The following is an 18,210-nucleotide window of genomic DNA, read 5'->3' as shown; positions in this document are numbered from 1 at the left end:
GTTGTGTGGATCGACTGAAACCACAGTGCGGGCATTTTGTGGGGGGTCAGGTGCTGGTTGGCACTGCCATAAATGAACATTGGTCGTTCAATTATGTGAGGCGTCGGCAAAGGTTGAATCGTTTAGATTGCCACTCATTGGTTCAGCGCATGGGCCGTCTTTTCGACTGAAGCTCGAACATTCAGACATTCAATACTCTGGAACCGAACGGTTCCAGGCAGGAGATCCTATGCCTCGGGAAAAAGTAGCGCTCGCAGAACCGCGGCGCTGGTTGATGTTCGCCATCTTGCTGGTCGGTGCGTTTTTACCGCCCCTGGATTTTTTTATCGTGAACGTGGCACTGCCCTCGATTCAGGAATCGCTGGGCACGGCCTCCTCCGCCGAACAGTTGGTCATTTCCTCTTACGCGGCGCTTTATGCCGTGACACTGATCACCGGTGGACGGCTTGGTGACATCTACGGCCGCATGCGGATGTTTTTCGTTGGCCTGGTTGGCTTTGCAGTCGCCTCACTGGTCTGCGGCGTCGCCGACTCACCCTGGGTGTTGATCGCCGGACGTTCACTGCAAGGCGTAACGGCGGCCGTAATGGCACCCCAGGCACTCGCTTCAGTGCAGGCTATATTCCCCGAATCGGAAAAACCCTTGGCGCTGAGTCTCTATGGCGCGGTCTTTGGCCTGGCGTCGGTAGTCGGCCAGGCACTTGGCGGGATCCTGATATCGCTTAACCTGATGGGCTTGGGGTGGCGGGCGATATTTCTGGTCAATTTGCCGATCGCGGTACTGATCATTCTGGTCGCCATTGCAGTGGTCAAGGAAACCCGAGCGCCATATACAAGCAAGCTGGACCTGGGCGGAACGGCACTGTCCATGGTGACGCTTGGGGCTCTGATCGTTCCATTGATCGAAGGGCGCGAAGCGGGCTGGCCTTTGTGGGCCTGGCTCTCGCTTGCGGCGGTGCCGCTGCTGGCCTGGCTGTTCTGGCGCTACGAAACCCGTCTGCATCAAGCGCAAGGCGCACCGTTGCTCGATCCTGCCGCACTGCGCACGCCTGGCCTGGGCCGTGCGTTGCTCGTGGCCCTGACCTTCTATGCGATCGGCGTGTTTTTCCTGCTGTTTTCCATTTATCTACAGGGAGCACTGCATATGAGCCCACTCGATGCTGGTCTCGTCTTTCTTCCTTTCGGCGCGGGATTTTTGCTGGGACCACTCTCCACCAATCGTTTCAGGCGTTTTCTGGGTGCTTACGTCAATCCCGTCGGAATGGGGCTTGAAGTGTTGGGGTTCGTGCTCCTGGCCTGGCTCGTGGTGCGGACGCCGATGACCGTCAGTCCCACTGCGCTGCCCCTTGCCGTCATTCTTTTTGTGATCGGTTTCGGACAAGGACTGGCCCTTCCAACATTGATGCGGATGATCACAGGACGCGTGGCACCCGCGTATTCCGGCATGATTGCGGGCATTACCAGCTCCACCCTGCAAATCAGCACGTCATTGAGCGTGGCGATCATCGGCGGGATTTTCTACACCCTTCTGGGCACGGATACGGACGCGGCGGCCATCACCCACGCCTTCACCGTCTCCATACTGTGCATCGCGGTATGCCTGGCGGCAGGTGCGGCACTCAGCCTTGGCCTGGCCCGCCAACCGGCTGCGGGCCTGCAAACGGCAGCCATGCGCCCAGCAGAGTGAATCAACCGCCTCCCTGCGAGCCGATCATCAGGGAGGCAAGGTCTGCAAGGGCACGGAGGCTGTCCAGCTGCCGCATGTCCTGGTGGTACCCCATCCATATATCGCGACCCGGTGGCGGCTCATGCGGATCAATCAGCCGCAGCGCCGTTAACTGGTCGCCCAGGACGCGGGGCAATACGGCGACACCCTGCCCTTGCGCGCACATCTGTGCCTGGACTGTACGGCTGCTGCTGGTGAATACGGTACGAGCCAGAGGGTAACGCTGCTGCAGCCACTGCACATCTGGATAATGAGACTGGGCGATGCTCATGGTGATCAAACCAAGCCCATCGCCCTGCGGCTCAGGGTCGGGAGATCCGACGGCCGCATACAACCCATAGTTCAGGGTAGTCAGCTTGCGGTGAACGATATCCGGCTCGGTGAAAGGAACGATTCGGAACGCGATATCGGCGTCGCGACGAGCAAGGTCAAACAACCGATGCCCCGCGATGACCTCAGGCACGATCAGCGGGTAACGTCGCCCCAGTTCATTCAGTACCGGGGCCAACACATAACAGGCGAACCAGTCGGCGGAAGAAATGCGCAACACACCTTCGGGCTGTGCGCTGTCCCCCGCAAGGCGCCTTTCGATTGCCAACGCACTTCGCTCCATCTCCTGCGCCAGGCTGAGTAGCTTTTCTCCGCTGTCGGTCAGTACCAGACCTTGGGCGGTGCGAAGAAAAATGGGCTGGCCGCTGGACTGCTCAAGCACCTGCAAGCGTCGCCCCACGGTCGGATGGCTTACTCCCAACAGCTTGGCGGCAGCGCCCAACGACCCGCTGCGGGCAATCGCGAGAAAGACCCGCACATCACTCCAGTCCATGCGCTACCCCGTACAAAAATGAACGCAGAGAGTGCAGCAATGGCACTGCCGTAGCAATCCCGCGCCCGACATACTTGTCCGCAAACACGTTCGTCGAAACACCATCCGGGGACTGGAAAATGAATATTGGCTTTATCGGTGTGGGAAGCATGGGCAGAGCGATCATTGCTCTGCTCATCCAGGCAGGCCACCGCGTATCGGCATGGAACCGTAGTCACGCGGCGATCAAGGATCTCGAAGGAGCAAGCATTCTCGAATCTCCCGCCTCGGCATTTCAGCAAGAGGTCGTCATCAGCATGCTTGCCGATGATGCCGCCGTCAGGGAAGTGCTGCTGGCCAGCGCAGCTCTGGAAAATGCAGGCAAGGCTTGCGTTCATGTCGTGATGTCGACCTTGTCGCCTTCGCTCATGGTGGAGTTGCAAAGCGTGCACGATGAAATCGGCATCGGACTGATCGCGGCGCCGGTTTTCGGCGTGCCTGCCGTGGCGGCAAACGGCGAGTTGAATATCCTGGCGGCCGGATCGCGGGAAGCCATCTCGACGGTCCAACCGATCTTTGACCTGCTCGGCAAAAAGACCTGGTACCTGGGCGCTCGACCTGAACAGGCCTGTATCGCGAAAATCGCGGGCAACATGATGATCACTCAAGCCATCCAGTCGCTGGGCGAAGCAACCGAACTCGTTCAACACCACGGACTGAGTCCGCAGGTTTTCGTCGACCTCATGACCCAGACCCTGTTCGCCTGCCCCAGTTATCAGCGGTACGGGCAGAACATCGTCAACAACCGTTTTGAACCGGGTTTCAAACTGTCTCTTGGCCTCAAGGATATAAACCTGGCCATCGAGGCGGCCCGTCGCAAGGGCCTGGAACTGCCGGCGGCCGATGCTGTGCGATCGAAGATGACGTCGGCGCTGGCCCGGGGATACGGGCACAAGGACTGGTCGGCATTCGCTACGCAGACAGTGTCCCGATCGTTCGATCATGCCTCGCAACCCTGGCGAACCGCTCCGGTGAAACGCTCGCGCCGTGGCAACTTCTGGGTGACCGGAGCCCGCGTTACCCATAACGGTAAGAGCTTCCAGAAAGGTCCGATGTACGTGGCCTGGGAATCCCCTGAGCACATCACCCAGCCCTATCCCGTGGTGCTGGTGCACGGAGGCACGCTGCAGGGCACTGAATGGCTGGACACACCCGATGGCCGACCAGGGTGGGCGCAGCGGTTCATCGAAGCCGGTTTCGTCGTTTTTCGCGTCGACAGACCAGGCCATGGCCGATCGCCGTATCACCCAGACATCATGGGGCCGATGGGGCCAGCGTTCTCCTATGAGCGCGCGCGTGAAGTCTACTTTCCAGAAGGCGCAGGAGAAACGCAGTGGCCATTCGAGCCGGACGATGGACCCGCGTTTGACGCCTTCGTCGCAGCTTACGGCCCCATGCCGGCTGACCTTGCGGCATCCCAGACCCTGGATGCGGATCGACTGGCCGCGCTGCTCGACAAGATCGGCAAAGCGATCATCGTTACGCATTCCGCGTCCGGGCCCAGTGGCTGGCTCGCCGCCGATCGTCGACCCGGCCTGGTCGCAGGAATTGTGGCGGTGGAACCCATGGGTCCGGTATTTGGCCACACACCGGGCATAGGCAGCCTCGATTGGGGGCTGACTGCCGCACCTCTGACCTTCGATCCGCCTCGCAAAACGCCTGAACAAGTGCGTACAGCAGAACCTTCAACCCTGAGGGTCCCTGGCCTGCAGGGCGTCCCGATAGCGCTGTTGACAGGTGAGACATCGGCGTTTGTTGCCTACGCATCCAGCATCGTCGCTTTCCTGCGAAATGCCGGTGCCAACATTCATCACCTGGATCTACCGGCACTGGGCATTCACGGCAACGGCCACGGATTGATCTATGAACGTAATTCCGATGAGGCTTTGAAGGTCGTCACGCAGTGGCTGGACCAATCATTGAGCGTGCCCGATCCCGCGTAAAGCGCTACCCAGGTCAAGGGCACTGCACCTCAGGCCAACAGACCTGGCTGTTGCTGCCCAGGACCTGGAAGAAAGGATTGGAACGTTCATCACGGAAAATGACAGCCCCGTGAGTTAGAATCCCATCGCCTGCGCCATATCCATACGTTGATGCTCTGGTTATCCAGGGCTTTTTCGTGTCTGGCACTCGGAAAACATCGCAGCCTCGGTGGCTGTTACAAGGAAAGAAAAAATGACCAGAAAAACCATGGGCTCCCTCGCTGCCGCCGTCATCGGCGTCGTCCTGCTGAGCGTCTTCTTCGGCAGTTGGTACACAGTCGACGAAACCGAACGCGGCGTGCTGCTGCGTAACGGTGCGCTGGTGGGCGTGGTGGAACCCGGGCTGTCCTTCAAGACCCCCTTCATCGAATCCGTGCGTCTGATCAGCGTTCAAAGCCAGGTCACTTCGTACGACGATCTCCAGGCATACAGCAAGGACCAACAGTCCGCACAGCTCAAGGTATCGGTGTCCTGGCACATCGCGCCGTCCGATGTGGCCAAGGTCTACACCCAGTTCAAGGATCTCGAAGGCATCCGGGACCGGATGATCAGCCGGCAGGTGCCCACTCAGGTGGAGAACGTCTTCGGCAAGTTCAACGCCGTGGCCGCCGTGCAGAATCGCGTCCAGCTGGTCAATGACATCTCGGCCGCCATCAAGTCGACCATCACCGGGCCTGTGATCATCGACAGTGTCCAGGTGGAAAACATCGATTTCAGCGACGCCTATGAGAAGGCCATCGAAGCGCGCATGGCGGCGGAAGTCCAGGTCAAGACCCGTGAGCAGCAACTGGCCACCGAGCAGGTCCAGGCCCAGATCCGCGTCACCCAGGCCCAGGCCGAAGCCGACTCGCAGGTCGCCCAGGCCAAGGCGGACGCGTTGGCCACCGAACTTCGCGGCAAGGCTGAAGCCGAGGCCATCAAGGCGCGGGCACAGGCCCTGGCCAGCAACCAGAACCTGGTGGAGCTGACCAAGGCCGAGCGCTGGAATGGCGTGCTGCCGACCACCGTGCTGCCGAACGGTGCCCTGCCTTTCATCGATACTCGGGCCGACAACCGCTGATCCCTCGTCGCGGCGCGACCTGTCCTGGTCGCGCCCGCCTTGCCGTCCTGGCGCTCCGTTGACGCTACACTGGCTTGAGTGACGATTTCGATATCCAGCGTTAGCAGGGAGCTCAACGTGTACCCAGGCCGAAACACCACGACGCGACAATCAATCGCTCCCTCGCCTCATCGACTCAAGCCCCCCAGTGCCCGCGCCTTCCGGAACTCATCCACCGCGTCTTCCCCCGCCCCCGACAGGAGAGCTGCGTGACCATGCTCATCAGGAAATATAAATGGCCCGCCTTGCTGGCTGTGGCGCTGGTGACGTTTTCGGCCCTGATGTTCTTTCTCATCAAGTCCTATACCTATGACACGACGACATACTTCGAGTCCCGCGACTTCATCCGGCAGCTCAAGCAATCCGACGCCAATTGGAACGTCAAGATCCTGAAGAAGAAGACAGGGCTCAATAACAACCTGTCACTGAGCCCACCACCCGATGCGAGTAGCCGCTGGGAACAACTGGAACGGCTCAACGACAGCGGTCCCTTGGCCACGCTTTGGGAGTCCCGGCGCCAGGGCTATGTCGATGCGGTCAGGAACAAGACCGCGCTGGTCGAGCAGTTCGACCACCATAATGCGAGCCTGCGCTCGTCCTTGGACGCGCTACCGTCGGCGGAAGACGCTATCCAGGACCTGTTGAACGGGATGAATGGACCGGCCCCGGCGGAGCATCTGGCGATGGCTTCCGATGTTCTGGACCTGACATTGACGACGCTGGAATTCGCGCTTTATGTCACGTCGGACAAGGCTCGGGAAATCCAAGGCCAACTGAGCAAGCTGGACAGCTACATCGACCGGTTGCCCAACGAATATCGGCCGGCCTTCGCCAGGCTGACGCAACATGTGAGGACCATCATCCAGGAGCAGCCCATCGTCAATGACCTGCTCGACCGCATCAGCGTCATTCCGGTGGCCCAGGAGCTGGACAACATCAATGAGCTGCTGAACGAGACACAACGCAGGACCGCCGCCACCGACCGCCAATACCATATTTACCTGGCCGTATGCGCCAGCCTGATGGCACTGTTGATGATCTACCTGGCGGTACGGCTGGTTCGCAGCTATTCGGTCATCAACCAGATCAACCATGAGCTGCAACAATCCAACGAACGCCTGGAAGAACGAGTGGAGGAACGCACTCGCGAACTGAGGGAAGCCGAACGCGAGCTGGTGGACGCCGCCCGCATGGCGGGCATGGCGGAAATTGCCACCAACGTGCTGCACAACGTCGGGAACGTTCTGAACAGCGTGAATATTTCAGCGGACCTGGTGACCCGCAAGTTGAAGAACAGCAGGACGGCAGGGCTTGGGAAAGCGGTCAGGATGATGAACGAACATGCCGACGATGTGGGCCGGTTCATCACCCTCGACGAAAAAGGCAAGTTGCTGCCCCGCTACTTCAACGAGCTGGTGGAGTCCATCAGCGCCGAGCAGGCACAGCTGATCGAGGAGCTGGCGCAACTGACCAAAAGCGTCGACCACATCAAGGAAATCGTCACCACCCAGCAAGCCTATGCCGGTGCCGCAAGGCTGGTGGAACCGCTCAGGATCAGCGATCTGTTCGAAGACGCGCTGCGCATGAATACCGGCGCCCTGAGCCGACACCACGTCACCGTCATCAAGGACTATCAGGACACGCCCACGATCATGGGCGACAAGCACAGGCTGCTGCTGATCCTGATCAACCTCATCAGCAACGCCAAGTTCGCCATGTCCCATGTCTGCGAGCATCCACGGGAAATGACCTTGGGCATACGAATCCTCGACCAGACCAGGTTATGCCTCAGCGTCCAGGATCGAGGGGAAGGTATTGCGCCCGAGAACCTGGCCCGCATCTTCAACCACGGCTTCACGACGCGCAAGGAGGGTCATGGGTTCGGCTTGCACAGCTGCGCCCTGGCGGCCGTCGAGATGAATGGTCACCTCCATGTCCATAGCGACGGCCCCGGGCAAGGCGCCCTGTTCACGCTGGAGATTCCGTTGGAACTGGCACCTGCCTGAAGGTGGCTCGCCTGACGGCGCCCGCAGAGCATTGGACACGCTTCAAACCGATTGCCAGCAGCGCTGGCTCACGGCCTGGAGCCCGAGCCCGCGAAGACGACGAGACAATCCGCCTCGTGGCAATTGTTCTGCGCCTTCGCGAGCCAAACCGTCAACCACCGGCGCTATTTGTCGCTGGCAGTACGCTCATCACGGTTCTTCCTGACCGGCAACGCGGCGGCGTATGCCAGCGCTTCTTCACGGGAAGCAAAGGATCCCAGTCGGTCAGCCTGGGTACAGACCCTCCAAGGGCCGCTGTTTACGCTGAGAACGTCATAACCGTTGATGTGCATTTTCGTCAGCATCGCGGTACTCATCGTCAACTCCTCCGAGATAACCAGGTTAGCTCGCCTACCTTACACGCACTTCGTGCCGGGATGCGCACCGAACGTCGTGACGCACACCACCGATCATGCAGCTCATCGCGCGTCCGAATCCCATATCCAGTCCCACAGGCCCGGCAGGCGCACCGGCTGACCGCTTTCCTTGACCGTACGTGCCATGGCGGCTCGCTCCAGTGCCTGGCGGTCGTCATAGAACGGCTTGGCATCGGTCTTGACCCCGGTGGTCCTGGCGGCGTCCAGCAGGATCTGCAGATATTCCCGGGCGTGCCGGGCGGTGTAGCGGTTGAGATCATGAAAGGTCACCACCACCGGGATCACCCCCTCCACCGCCGCAAGCTCCCCGGCCGCGATGCGCTCGCGTACCTCTGAAAGCTGGCGTATCAGGTTGATCCGCCGACGCGGACTGGCCGTGATGCCCCAGACCTTGCCGTCGTTGGCGCTCAGGTCGGTGAGCAATACGTGCATGCCCTGCCGTTGATAAGCCGCGAAGGTGCGCCTGTCATAGCTCCAGAACGGCGGCCTCACCAGGGTCGGAGCGACACCGGTGATCGCCGCGATATCGGCTGCGCCGTTGACCAGTGACTGCTCCAGCTCGTCGGGACCGAGGGAGCGATGATTGGTATGCCACCCTGTGGCAGTGTGAAAGCCCAGTACGTGCCCTTCGCGTTGCTCACGCTGCATCACCGAGCGACCGATTTCGCTGCCACCGGCACGCGGGGCACGAGTCTGTACGAAAAATACCGCCTTGATACCGGGTTGCACCGGATTATCCGCAAGGGCATCCAGCACGCTCAGGCTAGGGTTCCAGAAAGACGATGCGCTGGGCCCGTCATCGAATGTCAGGAGGAAACGGATCGGCGGTTGCGTACGCAGGCGTTGCTCGGTTTGCGCGGTGAGTTCGATGGGCGGTCCGATACATCCCGCCAAACCACAGGCAAGGACTACACTGACCACTACCCTGGCGAGGTTCCTCATGTTCTACCTTTCATGATGCTGACTGCTTCGCCTTCGTTCCCTGGCCATGGTGCTCAAGCCCAGCTTGGAGAAGGTTAACCGGGTTTGGTTCCTGGCCGCGAACGCTTCCGGTGGGTTTCGCTTGCCGGCGCTCAACGCCGCCCTTTTCTGGCCTTGTCCTGACCGTCTGGAAATCCGATGGAATTTTCCGGACGCCTCCGCATCCATCCGTATAGGACTAAATTAGGGAGGATTTATGGGCGGGCCATCGCTTTACATCATCGACTACATGCTCCATGGCGAACCCAAGTCATTCATCATTCGAGCAGAGGTGATGAATAACTCCGAGGCTTGGCATTGGGCCAGTTGCGACGCAGGTGTCGGGCGCATACCCAAATTCGGGAGAGAAAAGGTCAAGCGGGTCACCAAGCCCCTTGCGGAGAAATACGGCATCACGGATGTGCGCTGGCGCGCAAGCGTCGCACCGAGCTGGATCAAGGAATCCGGCTGATCATACAAACCCTTTTTCCGGCGTGCCGGCTGTCCAGCCGGGTGCCGGAGCCTGCGGCGCAACCCCGATAACTCTACTACGCTTAATCGACAGCACGACCCGCCTCCAGCGGGCCTCGTGCTGCCCGATCAACTCTGAATTGGAGGTGTGACATGTCTGAAAAAGAGTCCATCACCACCCTGCTCACCCTGCTGGAATCGCGCCAGGCCCGGTTGACGGCTGCCTGCAAGGAAATCGCCGACTGGGTCGACCACAACGGCGGCCACCCAACGGCCGTGCGCATCCGGGACCGCCTCAACGACATCGAGAAGGATGCCCCATCGATCCAGCACGCCCTGTCGTCACTCAAGCCAGTCGAACGGCCCTTGCCCAAATTCCGCTAGCTTCAAGCGCGTCAGACCCGCGTCTGCTCACGTACGTCGACCCTGAAAATCGATGGAACGCGGCGGCTTTTTGCTCCTCGATATTGAAACAGGTGCAAAAACCGCGAAAAGGAGATCCATCATGAACGCCAAAGTCCTGCTGCTGATGACGGCTTGCGCCAGCCCCACCGCCGTCATGGCACAAGGCTGCGATGTCAGGACCCAGTCCCAGAGCCAGTCAGTGTCGGAAATCGAAACCCACAGTTGCTATGAGTACAAAGGCGTGCCCGCCGAAGCCATCGGCTGGTCTTGCAGCAATGAAAGCAAGGGAACCCTGAGCACCCGCAAGACACCGGTCGAACGCTGCGCTGCCGGCCACGTCGCCACATGCGAGGCCAGGCTGACCCAGGAAGCCCTGGCCAATCCGCATTCCACCAGCAAAGACAGGACGGGGGGCTCGGCCAACATCCCGGACGACGCGCAAGTCATCTGGTACTACTACGGTGTCGAGCAACTGCAGCAGGCAAAAAAGGACTGCGAAACCACCGGCGGCCGCTGGCAGAATCGCTGATGTTCAGCCCTGCGAGCAATACCCGACGACTAGCCTTTGCTGTGCTCCGGCGACGACGGCGGCTCCTTGACCCCGCGTGGACCAGCCACGCCCCAGATGATCAAGCCCACTACCGGCAGGATAATCAGTAACAGGGCCCAGCCGGCCTTGGTACCGGCTGATTTGTCGCTGCGAAAGACGCTGACGATTGCCCAGAGATCTACCAGCAGCAAAAGCACTGCGACAGCAATCCAGAAATAACTGGCTAATTCAGACATGGCCCAATCCTCCATTCAAGGTCTAAGGATTAGGCCTGGGCGCCCCGGGACCGTTCAAAAAATCTGCCAGATGTCCTGGCGTTGCCTGCATAGGTTTGCGCGAAGGCCAGGCAAGGGAAACGGGGCGAGGAAGCGGAGTCTACCGGCTGTCAACAAGCATCTCGACCGGACTCGCGCACGAGCCTGTTCTCAATGCCGCATAAACGAGTATCAAGGCTTTTTCGTACTGCGACTAAGAGGGACGCTCATTCAGATAGCCGATCCACTGCTCATAGGCTTCATGCTGACGCCGAACCGCCTCTTCCCAGGCCGCACCGGTCATCTGGTGGGCACAGATAAGGGTCATCATTTCCGAAGTCGCCGCATCGAGCTCCACAAGAAGCTCGTGGGATTTGATCTTGAAGTCTTCCACAGTGGTCATTTTTCCTCTCTCCCCACTGCCCGGGGTGGCTATCCACTCAACATGGATACCTTTTTTCCCATCTGATTCATTTTAGGCGATGGCCGGTCAGCTCATCTGTCCGGCGACCATGATTCAGACGGGATACTCGACCGCACCTATTCATTCGAATCAGGTTCAATCTTTCCTGGATGGATGTGGTCGTACCGATAGAGAGTCCAAAAATCTGATTGAACACTTGCAACAAGACCTGCGTCCTATGTTTCAGTTATATTTCATTTTTATGACAGCGATGTGCCGGACACCCCCATGAAAATTCGAGCGACCGTCATCTGCCAGGAAAATCGCCATGTGCTGTTGGTGCGAAAGCCCAACAGCCGTTGGGCGTTGCCGGGTGGAACCGTCGAGCGCGGCGAAACCCATGCCGATGCCGCCCTCAGGGAGCTGGCCGAAGAAACCGGACTGACCGCTGAAAATCTGCTCTACCTGATGCGCCTCAACGACGGCGGCACCGAACATCACGTATTCGAAGCCTCGGTCAACGACTCGAAGGCGGCCCGTCCACTGAATGAAATCCACGACTGCCTCTGGCATCCACTGGACGCCATCGCCCAGTTGCAGCTGAAAAAAGGCACACAGGAAATACTGGAAGCGTTCCGGCGCAGATTATGATTATCCGCAGGCGTCAGTGACTGCGCAGCCAACAGAAAGAACCGAATAGACTCATCGTTCACCCTTCTACCGGGACTCGTTGTTCGACCCGGCCTGGAGCCCTTGCATCACCGTGGTGAAGCCTGGTCGCTGATATTTTTGTTGTCGACCAAGCGAATGGAAAAGTCACGACTACAATCATTCCTCATGGTGAACCGTGCGGATGGGAGGCTGTCGTGCTTGATTATTTTGCGCTGGGTATCCTGATCTTTGCCGGACTGTTCCTTTTCTACGGAATCATCTTATTGCACGACATTCCTTATGAAATTGCCGTGCACCGAAACCACCCGCACCAGGATGCCATCCATGCGACCGGCTGGGTCAGCCTGTTCACGCTGCATGCGCTTTGGCCATTTCTATGGATTTGGGCAATGGCCTATCGCGAGGATCGGGGCTGGGGTTTTGGCGATGGTAAATCTCCCCTCAGTCACGTTACCCAGTTAGAGCAGCAACTGGCAGAACTGCAAGGCCGCGTTGAGCGACTGGAAATATCCGCCGGCAAAAGTCGACAAACACCGGCACCCAGCAACAGCGACGGGGGGATTTAGGTCATGGACCTTTTGCTCATTTTGACCTATGCCGCCCTCTGTGTTGCCATCTTTAAAATCTTTCATATTCCGTTAAATAAATGGACGGTGCCTACCGCTGTCCTGGGCGGCATCCTTATCATTGGCGCCCTGATTTTTACGATGAATTACAACCACCCTTATTCAGAGGTGGCCCGTTATTATTTTGTTTCCGTCCCAGTGATTCCGGTCGTCAGTGGTCAAGTCATCGAGGTTCCGGTAAAAGGCAACGAACTCATTCAAAAAGGCGATATTCTATTTCGCATAGACCCGACGCCATTCACGTACCGGGTCAAGTCAATCAAGGCGCAGCTGATCGCCGCAAAAGGCGATCGCGCCAGGATCACCGAGCTGATCAAGCGCAGCTTTGGCACCCAACGTGAGCTGGAGGCCACCATCGCCCGTACGGACGATCTGCAAGCACAGCTGGATCACGCTCAATATGAATTGGATAACACGATCGTGCGTGCCCCGAGCAAAGGGTTCGTCGCACAGGTCTCCTTGCGGCCCGGGATGATGGCAACCAAACTACCGCTAAGGCCTTCAATGATATTCATCCCTGACGAGGGCCAATATTTCGCGGCCTGGATGCGCCAGAACAGTTTATTGCGTCTGGTCGTTGGCGATGAAGCGGAAGTGGCATTCGACGGAATCCCGGGAAAAGTATTCAAAGGCAAGGTTGCGAGTGTCTTGAGCGTCATCGGAGAGGGGCAGGTTCAGCCTTCGGGAACACTCACCAGCTATACCGGCTCACCGCCACCAGGTCGAGTTCCTGTCGTCATTGAAATCAATGATCCGGATTTTACCCAGTATCGGGACTTCGTCCCCGGTGGCGCCTACGGTCAGGCGGCGGTTTATAGTCAGCACTTTCACCATATAGGCATGATGCGCAAGATACTGTTGCGGATGGCTGCGTGGATGAACTATATCTTTCCATTCCATTAATTTCTTTACTGATCGCCAAAATCCATAAGCACCCTTCAAACGCTTGGGATATTGCCCCTGCCTTTCAATATTCCCTATTGAACGCCCCAAAACGAAATCCTGCCCGAGCATTCCGCGAGAAACCACGCTATCGAGGCGATGTCTTGCCCTCTTTATTACAAAAACAGCTCAGCAGTTATTTTTAATTGCAAATAAACATACAAAGCACAAACAGAATAAACAAGCATCCTTTACAACATTAAAAACTTGTCTAACGTCAATCCGGCGAAAGGCAAAACCATGGAATTTGTTATTTAAAAACCAGGCGCTGTACGAAAAGTCTTGAGATCAAGGTCAGGCAGTTTTCAACGCTGCCTGAACGAGTATCAAGGCTTTTCGTACAGAGCCTAAAACACCGCTTGCCACCTATGGAGTCATGCCATGTCTGAAGCGCCTGGAAAACTGCACCTTGGTGCATTGGTTGCACTGGTTGTCGGCTCCATGATCGGTGGCGGGATCTTTTCCCTGCCGCAGAACATGGCCGCCAGCGCCGATGTCGGAGCGGTACTGATCGGTTGGGCCATCACCGCCGTCGGCATGCTGACCCTGGCCTTCGTCTTCCAGACCCTGGCCAACCGCAAACCCGACCTGGACGGCGGCGTGTATGCCTACGCCAAGGCCGGTTTCGGCGACTACATGGGCTTCTCTTCGGCCTGGGGCTACTGGATCAGCGCCTGGTTGGGCAACGTCGGTTATTTCGTCCTGCTGTTCAGTACCCTGGGCTACTTCTTCCCGATTTTCGGCGAGGGCAACACCGTGGCGGCGGTGATCGGTGCCTCGGTGCTGTTGTGGGCGGTGCATTGGCTGGTGCTGCGCGGCATCAGGGAGGCGGCGTTCATCAACCTGGTGACCACCGTCGCCAAGGTCGTGCCGCTGTTGCTGTTCGTGCTGATCGCGCTGTTCGCCTTCAAGCTCGAGATCTTCACCCGGGACATCTGGGGCACGATGAACCCCGACCTGGGCAGCGTGATGAACCAGGTGCGCAACATGATGCTGGTCACCGTGTGGGTGTTCATCGGCATCGAGGGGGCGAGCATCTTTTCCGCCCGCGCCGAGAAACGCACCGACGTGGGCAAGGCCACCGTGATCGGCTTCATCACCGTGCTGCTGTTCCTGGTGCTGGTGAACGTATTGTCCCTGGGCATCATGACCCAGCCGGAACTGGCCAAGCTGCAGAATCCATCCATGGCCGCGGTGCTGGAGCACGTGGTGGGCCACTGGGGTGCGGTGCTCATCAGCGTCGGCCTGATCATCTCGCTGCTGGGCGCCCTCTTGTCCTGGGTGCTGCTGTGCGCCGAGATCATGTTCGCCGCCGCCAAGGACCACACCATGCCGGAGTTCCTGCGCCGCGAGAACGCCAACCACGTACCGGCCAACGCCCTGTGGCTGACCAACGCGATGGTCCAGCTGTTCTTGATCATCACCCTGTTCTCGGCCAGCACCTACCTGTCCCTGATCTACCTCGCCACCTCGATGATCCTGGTGCCGTACCTGTGGTCGGCGGCCTACGCGCTGCTGCTGGCGGTGCGTGGCGAGACCTACGAGGGCTTCGCGGCCGAGCGGCGCAAGGACCTGGCCATCGGCGCCATCGCCCTGGTCTACGCCGTCTGGCTGCTGTATGCCGGCGGGATCAAGTACCTGCTGCTGTCCGCCCTGCTCTACGCCCCCGGCGCGATCCTGTTCGCCAAGGCCAAGCGCGAGCTGGGCAAACCGGTTTTCACCTCTGTCGAGAAGCTGATTTTCGCCGCAGTGGTCGCAGGCGCCCTGGTGGCGGCCTATGGACTCTACGACGGCTTCCTGACCCTGTAGCCGACTGTTCAACTGGAGGATGTGTAATGACCACGGAAAAAGTGAAGTACGGCGTTCATTCCGAAGCCGGCAAACTGCGTAAAGTCATGGTGTGCTCCCCAGGCCTGGCTCATCAGCGCTTGACCCCGAACAACTGCGATGAACTGCTGTTCGACGATGTGATCTGGGTCAACCAGGCCAAGCGCGACCATTTCGATTTCGTCACCAAGATGCGCGAGCGCGGCATCGATGTGCTGGAGATGCACAACCTGCTGACCGACATCGTCGCCATGCCCGACGCCCTGGACTGGATCCTGCAGCGCAAGATCACCGCCAACTCGGTGGGCCTGGGCCTGGTGAATGAAGTCGGTTCGTGGCTGCGCAGCCTGGAACCGCGCAAGATCGCCGAATTCCTGATCGGCGGCGTCTCGGCCGACGACTTGCCGGACAGCTTCGGTGGCAAGACCATCCAGATGTTCCGCGATTTTCTCGGCCACTCCAGCTTCATCCTGCCGCCGCTGCCCAACACCCAGTTCACCCGCGACACCACCTGCTGGATCTACGGCGGCGTGACCCTGAACCCGATGTACTGGCCGGCGCGTCGCCAGGAGACCCTGCTGACCACCGCCATCTACAAGTTCCACCCCGAGTTCACCCACGCCGACTTCCAGATCTGGTACGGCGACCCGGACCAGGACCATGGCAACGCCACCCTCGAAGGCGGTGACGTGATGCCCGTCGGCAATGGCGTGGTGCTGATCGGCATGGGCGAGCGCTCGTCCCGCCAGGCCATCGGCCAACTGGCGCTGAACCTGTTCAAGCACAAGGCCGTGGAACGGGTGATCGTCGCCGGCCTGCCCAAGTCCCGTGCCGCCATGCACCTGGACACCGTGTTCAGTTTCTGCGACCGCGACCTGGTGACCATCTTCCCCGAAGTCGTCGGCCAGATCGTCGCCTTCTCCCTGCGGCCCGACGAGAGCAAGCCCGGCGGCATCGACGTGCGCCGCGAGGAAGGCAGCTTCCTCGACACCGTGGCCGCCGCCCTCAAGCTGCCGGCGCTGCGGGTGGTGGAAACCGGTGGCAACAGCTTCGCCGCCGAGCGCGAGCAATGGGACGACGGCAACAACGTGGTGGCCGTGGAGCCCGGCGTGGTGATCGGCTATGACCGCAACACCTACACCAACACGCTGCTGCGCAAGGCCGGCGTGGAAGTGATCACCATCAGCGCCAGCGAACTGGGCCGCGGCCGCGGCGGCGGCCACTGCATGACCTGCCCGATCATCCGCGACCCCATCGACTACTGACCTTCGAGCCTGGGCGGCATCGACCCGATCCCGCCCAGGGGATAACCGAAACCCAAGGAGATCCATCATGGCTTTCAACATGCGCAACCGCAGCCTGCTGAGTTTGATGCACCACACCAACCGCGAGCTGCATTACCTGCTGGACCTGTCCCGCGACCTCAAACGCGCCAAGTACACCGGCACCGAGCAGCCCCACCTCAAGGGCAAGAACATCGCGTTGATCTTCGAAAAGACTTCGACCCGCACCCGCTGCGCCTTCGAAGTCGCAGCCCATGACCAGGGCGCCCACGTCACCTACATCGACCCGGTGTCGTCGCAGATCGGCCACAAGGAAAGCATGAAGGACACCGCCCGCGTCCTGGGGCGGATGTTCGACGCCATCGAGTACCGCGGCTTCGAACAAGAGATCGTCGAGGAACTGGCCAAGTTCGCCGGCGTGCCGGTGTTCAACGGCCTGACCGCCGAATTCCACCCCACCCAGATGATCGCCGACACCCTGACCATGCGCGAGCACAGCGACAAGCCGCTGCATGACATCAGCTACGCCTACCTGGGCGACGCGCGCTACAACATGGGCAATTCGCTGCTGATGATCGGCGCCAAACTGGGCATGGACGTGCGCATCGGCGCACCGAAAGCCCTGTGGCCGCACCAGGATTTCATCGACCAGTGCCAGGCCTTCGCCGCCGAAAGTGGCGCACGCATCACCATCACTGAAGACCCGAAAGAAGCCGTCAAGGGCGTGGACTTCATCCACACCGACATCTGGGTCTCCATGGGCGAGCCGGTGGAAGCCTGGGACGAGCGCATCGAGCAGTTGCTGCCCTACCAGGTCAACGCCCAGATGATGAAAGCCTCGGGCAATCCCCGGGTGAAATTCATGCACTGCCTGCCCGCGTTCCACAACAGCGAGACCAAGGTCGGCAAGGACATCGCCGGCCGCTACCCGCACCTGGCCAACGGCGTGGAAGTGACCGAGGACGTCTTCGAGTCCCCGGCCAACATCGCCTTCGAGCAGGCGGAAAACCGCATGCACACCATCAAGGCGATCCTGGTGTCGGCATTGGCGGATATCTGAATGCCCGACGCGAATCACTGTGGGAGCAAGCTCGCTCCCACAGGGGCTACGTTGCTCATCACATTTTTAGAAGGACAGCATCATGCGCATCGTCGTTGCCCTGGGCGGTAACGCCCTCCTGCGTCGGGGTGAGCCCATGACCGCAGACAACCAACGCAGCAACATCCGCACCGCGACCGAGCAGATCGCCAAGATCCATGCCGGCAACCAGCTGGTCATCGCCCACGGCAACGGCCCGCAGGTCGGCCTGCTGTCATTGCAGGCGGCGGCCTACACCTCGGTCACACCCTATCCGCTGGACGTGCTGGGGGCCGAAACCGAGGGCATGATCGGCTACATCATCGAACAGGAACTGGGCAACCTGCTGGACTTCGAAGTGCCGTTCGCCACGTTGCTGACCCAGGTGGAGGTGGACGCCGGCGACCCGGCCTTCCAGCACCCCACCAAGCCCATCGGCCCGGTCTACGACAAGACCGAAGCCGAAAGACTCGCCGCCGAGAAAGGCTGGGCCATCGCCCCGGACGGCGACAAGTACCGCCGGGTGGTGGCCAGCCCACGACCCAAGCGCATCTTTGAAATCCGTCCGATCAAGTGGCTGCTGGAAAAAGGCAGCATCGTGATCTGCGCCGGTGGCGGCGGCATCCCGACGATGTACGACGCCCACGG

General features: G+C 59.8%; 18 protein-coding genes and 1 pseudogene. 14 read left to right on the top strand and 5 right to left on the bottom strand.

Features of this window, described 5'->3' with window-relative positions; translation table 11 throughout:
* The first annotated feature begins 229 nt into the window (after positions 1-229).
* Positions 230-1,687 (top strand): MFS transporter, encoded by a 1,458-nt coding sequence (locus BT179_RS15260; protein WP_072431161.1) that lies wholly within the window; start codon positions 230-232, stop codon positions 1,685-1,687.
* Between the two features lies 1 nt (position 1,688).
* Here the strand turns inward: BT179_RS15260 and BT179_RS15255 are convergent, their stop codons facing one another.
* A complete protein-coding gene (locus tag BT179_RS15255; protein WP_072398424.1) occupies positions 1,689-2,549 on the bottom strand; it encodes a LysR family transcriptional regulator in 861 nt (286 codons plus the stop codon).
* Positions 2,550-2,668: 119 nt separating this feature from the next.
* On the opposite strand from BT179_RS15255, the gene BT179_RS27010 reads away from it, so the two are divergent.
* From BT179_RS27010 to BT179_RS15235, 3 genes are all read left to right on the top strand, one after another.
* A complete protein-coding gene (locus tag BT179_RS27010; protein ID WP_256343842.1) occupies positions 2,669-4,531 on the top strand; it encodes an NAD(P)-binding domain-containing protein in 1,863 nt (620 codons plus the stop codon).
* Between the two features lie 232 nt (positions 4,532-4,763).
* The gene (locus BT179_RS15240; RefSeq protein WP_072398423.1) at positions 4,764-5,630 is read left to right on the top strand and encodes a prohibitin family protein; all 867 of its coding nucleotides are present in this window, start codon (positions 4,764-4,766) and stop codon (positions 5,628-5,630) included.
* Positions 5,631-5,884: 254 nt separating this feature from the next.
* A complete protein-coding gene (locus BT179_RS15235; RefSeq protein ID WP_072431160.1) occupies positions 5,885-7,675 on the top strand; it encodes a DAHL domain-containing protein in 1,791 nt (596 codons plus the stop codon).
* A gap of 164 nt (positions 7,676-7,839) precedes the next feature.
* Here BT179_RS15235 and BT179_RS15230 read toward each other — a convergent pair whose 3' ends face one another.
* Both BT179_RS15230 and BT179_RS15225 read right to left on the bottom strand, forming a co-directional pair.
* The gene (locus BT179_RS15230; protein ID WP_072398421.1) at positions 7,840-8,031 is read right to left on the bottom strand and encodes a DUF2188 domain-containing protein; all 192 of its coding nucleotides are present in this window, start codon (positions 8,029-8,031) and stop codon (positions 7,840-7,842) included.
* Between the two features lie 102 nt (positions 8,032-8,133).
* Complete coding sequence (locus BT179_RS15225) at positions 8,134-9,033, bottom strand: polysaccharide deacetylase family protein (RefSeq protein ID WP_072398420.1); 900 nt, start codon at positions 9,031-9,033, stop codon at positions 8,134-8,136.
* Between the two features lie 235 nt (positions 9,034-9,268).
* Here BT179_RS15225 and BT179_RS15220 point away from each other — a divergent pair, with 235 nt between their 5' ends.
* From BT179_RS15220 to BT179_RS15210, 3 genes are all read left to right on the top strand, one after another.
* On the top strand, positions 9,269-9,523 hold the full coding sequence (locus tag BT179_RS15220; RefSeq protein ID WP_041022040.1) for a DUF6555 family protein: 255 nt from the start codon (positions 9,269-9,271) through the stop codon (positions 9,521-9,523).
* 152 nt (positions 9,524-9,675) lie between these two features.
* Positions 9,676-9,906, top strand: a complete 231-nt coding sequence (locus BT179_RS15215) for a hypothetical protein (protein ID WP_072398419.1) — start codon at positions 9,676-9,678, stop codon at positions 9,904-9,906.
* 121 nt (positions 9,907-10,027) lie between these two features.
* Complete coding sequence (locus BT179_RS15210; protein ID WP_072431159.1) at positions 10,028-10,456, top strand: hypothetical protein; 429 nt, start codon at positions 10,028-10,030, stop codon at positions 10,454-10,456.
* A gap of 29 nt (positions 10,457-10,485) precedes the next feature.
* On the opposite strand, the gene BT179_RS15205 is transcribed toward BT179_RS15210, so the two are convergent.
* Positions 10,486-10,713, bottom strand: coding sequence for a PLD nuclease N-terminal domain-containing protein (locus BT179_RS15205; protein ID WP_072398417.1), 228 nt, complete (start codon positions 10,711-10,713; stop codon positions 10,486-10,488).
* Positions 10,714-10,945: 232 nt separating this feature from the next.
* Positions 10,946-11,134, bottom strand: a complete 189-nt coding sequence (locus tag BT179_RS15200; protein WP_072398416.1) for a hypothetical protein — start codon at positions 11,132-11,134, stop codon at positions 10,946-10,948.
* 288 nt (positions 11,135-11,422) lie between these two features.
* Here BT179_RS15200 and BT179_RS15195 point away from each other — a divergent pair, with 288 nt between their 5' ends.
* From BT179_RS15195 to BT179_RS15165, 7 genes and pseudogenes are all read left to right on the top strand, one after another.
* Complete coding sequence (locus tag BT179_RS15195; RefSeq protein ID WP_072398490.1) at positions 11,423-11,785, top strand: NUDIX hydrolase; 363 nt, start codon at positions 11,423-11,425, stop codon at positions 11,783-11,785.
* Positions 11,786-12,000: 215 nt separating this feature from the next.
* Complete coding sequence (locus BT179_RS15190; protein WP_072398415.1) at positions 12,001-12,372, top strand: DUF3302 domain-containing protein; 372 nt, start codon at positions 12,001-12,003, stop codon at positions 12,370-12,372.
* Positions 12,373-12,375: 3 nt separating this feature from the next.
* Positions 12,376-13,335 (top strand): HlyD family secretion protein, encoded by a 960-nt coding sequence (locus BT179_RS15185; protein ID WP_072398414.1) that lies wholly within the window; start codon positions 12,376-12,378, stop codon positions 13,333-13,335.
* 420 nt (positions 13,336-13,755) lie between these two features.
* Positions 13,756-15,183 carry an arginine-ornithine antiporter gene (arcD, locus tag BT179_RS15180; protein WP_072431158.1) on the top strand — a complete coding sequence of 476 codons (1,428 nt, stop codon included), beginning with the start codon at positions 13,756-13,758 and terminating at the stop codon, positions 15,181-15,183.
* Positions 15,184-15,209: 26 nt separating this feature from the next.
* Positions 15,210-16,466, top strand: coding sequence for an arginine deiminase (gene arcA / locus BT179_RS15175; protein WP_072431157.1), 1,257 nt, complete (start codon positions 15,210-15,212; stop codon positions 16,464-16,466).
* A 67-nt stretch (positions 16,467-16,533) separates the two neighbouring features.
* Positions 16,534-17,544: an ornithine carbamoyltransferase gene (locus BT179_RS15170; RefSeq protein WP_072431156.1), complete on the top strand. Its 1,011-nt coding sequence runs from the start codon at positions 16,534-16,536 to the stop codon at positions 17,542-17,544.
* 82 nt (positions 17,545-17,626) lie between these two features.
* A pseudogene (locus BT179_RS15165) lies at positions 17,627-18,210 on the top strand (carbamate kinase); the annotation flags it as partial.

Source organism: Pseudomonas sp. NFACC43 (assembly GCF_900119645.1).
Taxonomy (GTDB): domain Bacteria; phylum Pseudomonadota; class Gammaproteobacteria; order Pseudomonadales; family Pseudomonadaceae; genus Aquipseudomonas.
This window is presented reverse-complemented; position numbering and strand designations above follow the sequence as displayed.

Excerpts from the sequence above, each read along its gene's own strand:
- BT179_RS15260 (WP_072431161.1), top strand. The coding sequence starts at position 230 with ATGCCTCGGGAAAAAGTAGCGCTCGCAGAACCGCGGCGCTGGTTGATG.
- BT179_RS15255 (WP_072398424.1), bottom strand. The coding sequence starts at position 2,549 with ATGGACTGGAGTGATGTGCGGGTCTTTCTCGCGATTGCCCGCAGCGGG.
- BT179_RS27010 (WP_256343842.1), top strand. The coding sequence starts at position 2,669 with ATGAATATTGGCTTTATCGGTGTGGGAAGCATGGGCAGAGCGATCATT.
- BT179_RS15240 (WP_072398423.1), top strand. The coding sequence starts at position 4,764 with ATGACCAGAAAAACCATGGGCTCCCTCGCTGCCGCCGTCATCGGCGTC.
- BT179_RS15235 (WP_072431160.1), top strand. The coding sequence starts at position 5,885 with ATGCTCATCAGGAAATATAAATGGCCCGCCTTGCTGGCTGTGGCGCTG.
- BT179_RS15230 (WP_072398421.1), bottom strand. The coding sequence starts at position 8,031 with ATGAGTACCGCGATGCTGACGAAAATGCACATCAACGGTTATGACGTT.
- BT179_RS15225 (WP_072398420.1), bottom strand. The coding sequence starts at position 9,033 with ATGAGGAACCTCGCCAGGGTAGTGGTCAGTGTAGTCCTTGCCTGTGGT.
- BT179_RS15220 (WP_041022040.1), top strand. The coding sequence starts at position 9,269 with ATGGGCGGGCCATCGCTTTACATCATCGACTACATGCTCCATGGCGAA.
- BT179_RS15215 (WP_072398419.1), top strand. The coding sequence starts at position 9,676 with ATGTCTGAAAAAGAGTCCATCACCACCCTGCTCACCCTGCTGGAATCG.
- BT179_RS15210 (WP_072431159.1), top strand. The coding sequence starts at position 10,028 with ATGAACGCCAAAGTCCTGCTGCTGATGACGGCTTGCGCCAGCCCCACC.
- BT179_RS15205 (WP_072398417.1), bottom strand. The coding sequence starts at position 10,713 with ATGTCTGAATTAGCCAGTTATTTCTGGATTGCTGTCGCAGTGCTTTTG.
- BT179_RS15200 (WP_072398416.1), bottom strand. The coding sequence starts at position 11,134 with ATGACCACTGTGGAAGACTTCAAGATCAAATCCCACGAGCTTCTTGTG.
- BT179_RS15195 (WP_072398490.1), top strand. The coding sequence starts at position 11,423 with ATGAAAATTCGAGCGACCGTCATCTGCCAGGAAAATCGCCATGTGCTG.
- BT179_RS15185 (WP_072398414.1), top strand. The coding sequence starts at position 12,376 with ATGGACCTTTTGCTCATTTTGACCTATGCCGCCCTCTGTGTTGCCATC.
- arcD (WP_072431158.1), top strand. The coding sequence starts at position 13,756 with ATGTCTGAAGCGCCTGGAAAACTGCACCTTGGTGCATTGGTTGCACTG.
- arcA (WP_072431157.1), top strand. The coding sequence starts at position 15,210 with ATGACCACGGAAAAAGTGAAGTACGGCGTTCATTCCGAAGCCGGCAAA.
- BT179_RS15170 (WP_072431156.1), top strand. The coding sequence starts at position 16,534 with ATGGCTTTCAACATGCGCAACCGCAGCCTGCTGAGTTTGATGCACCAC.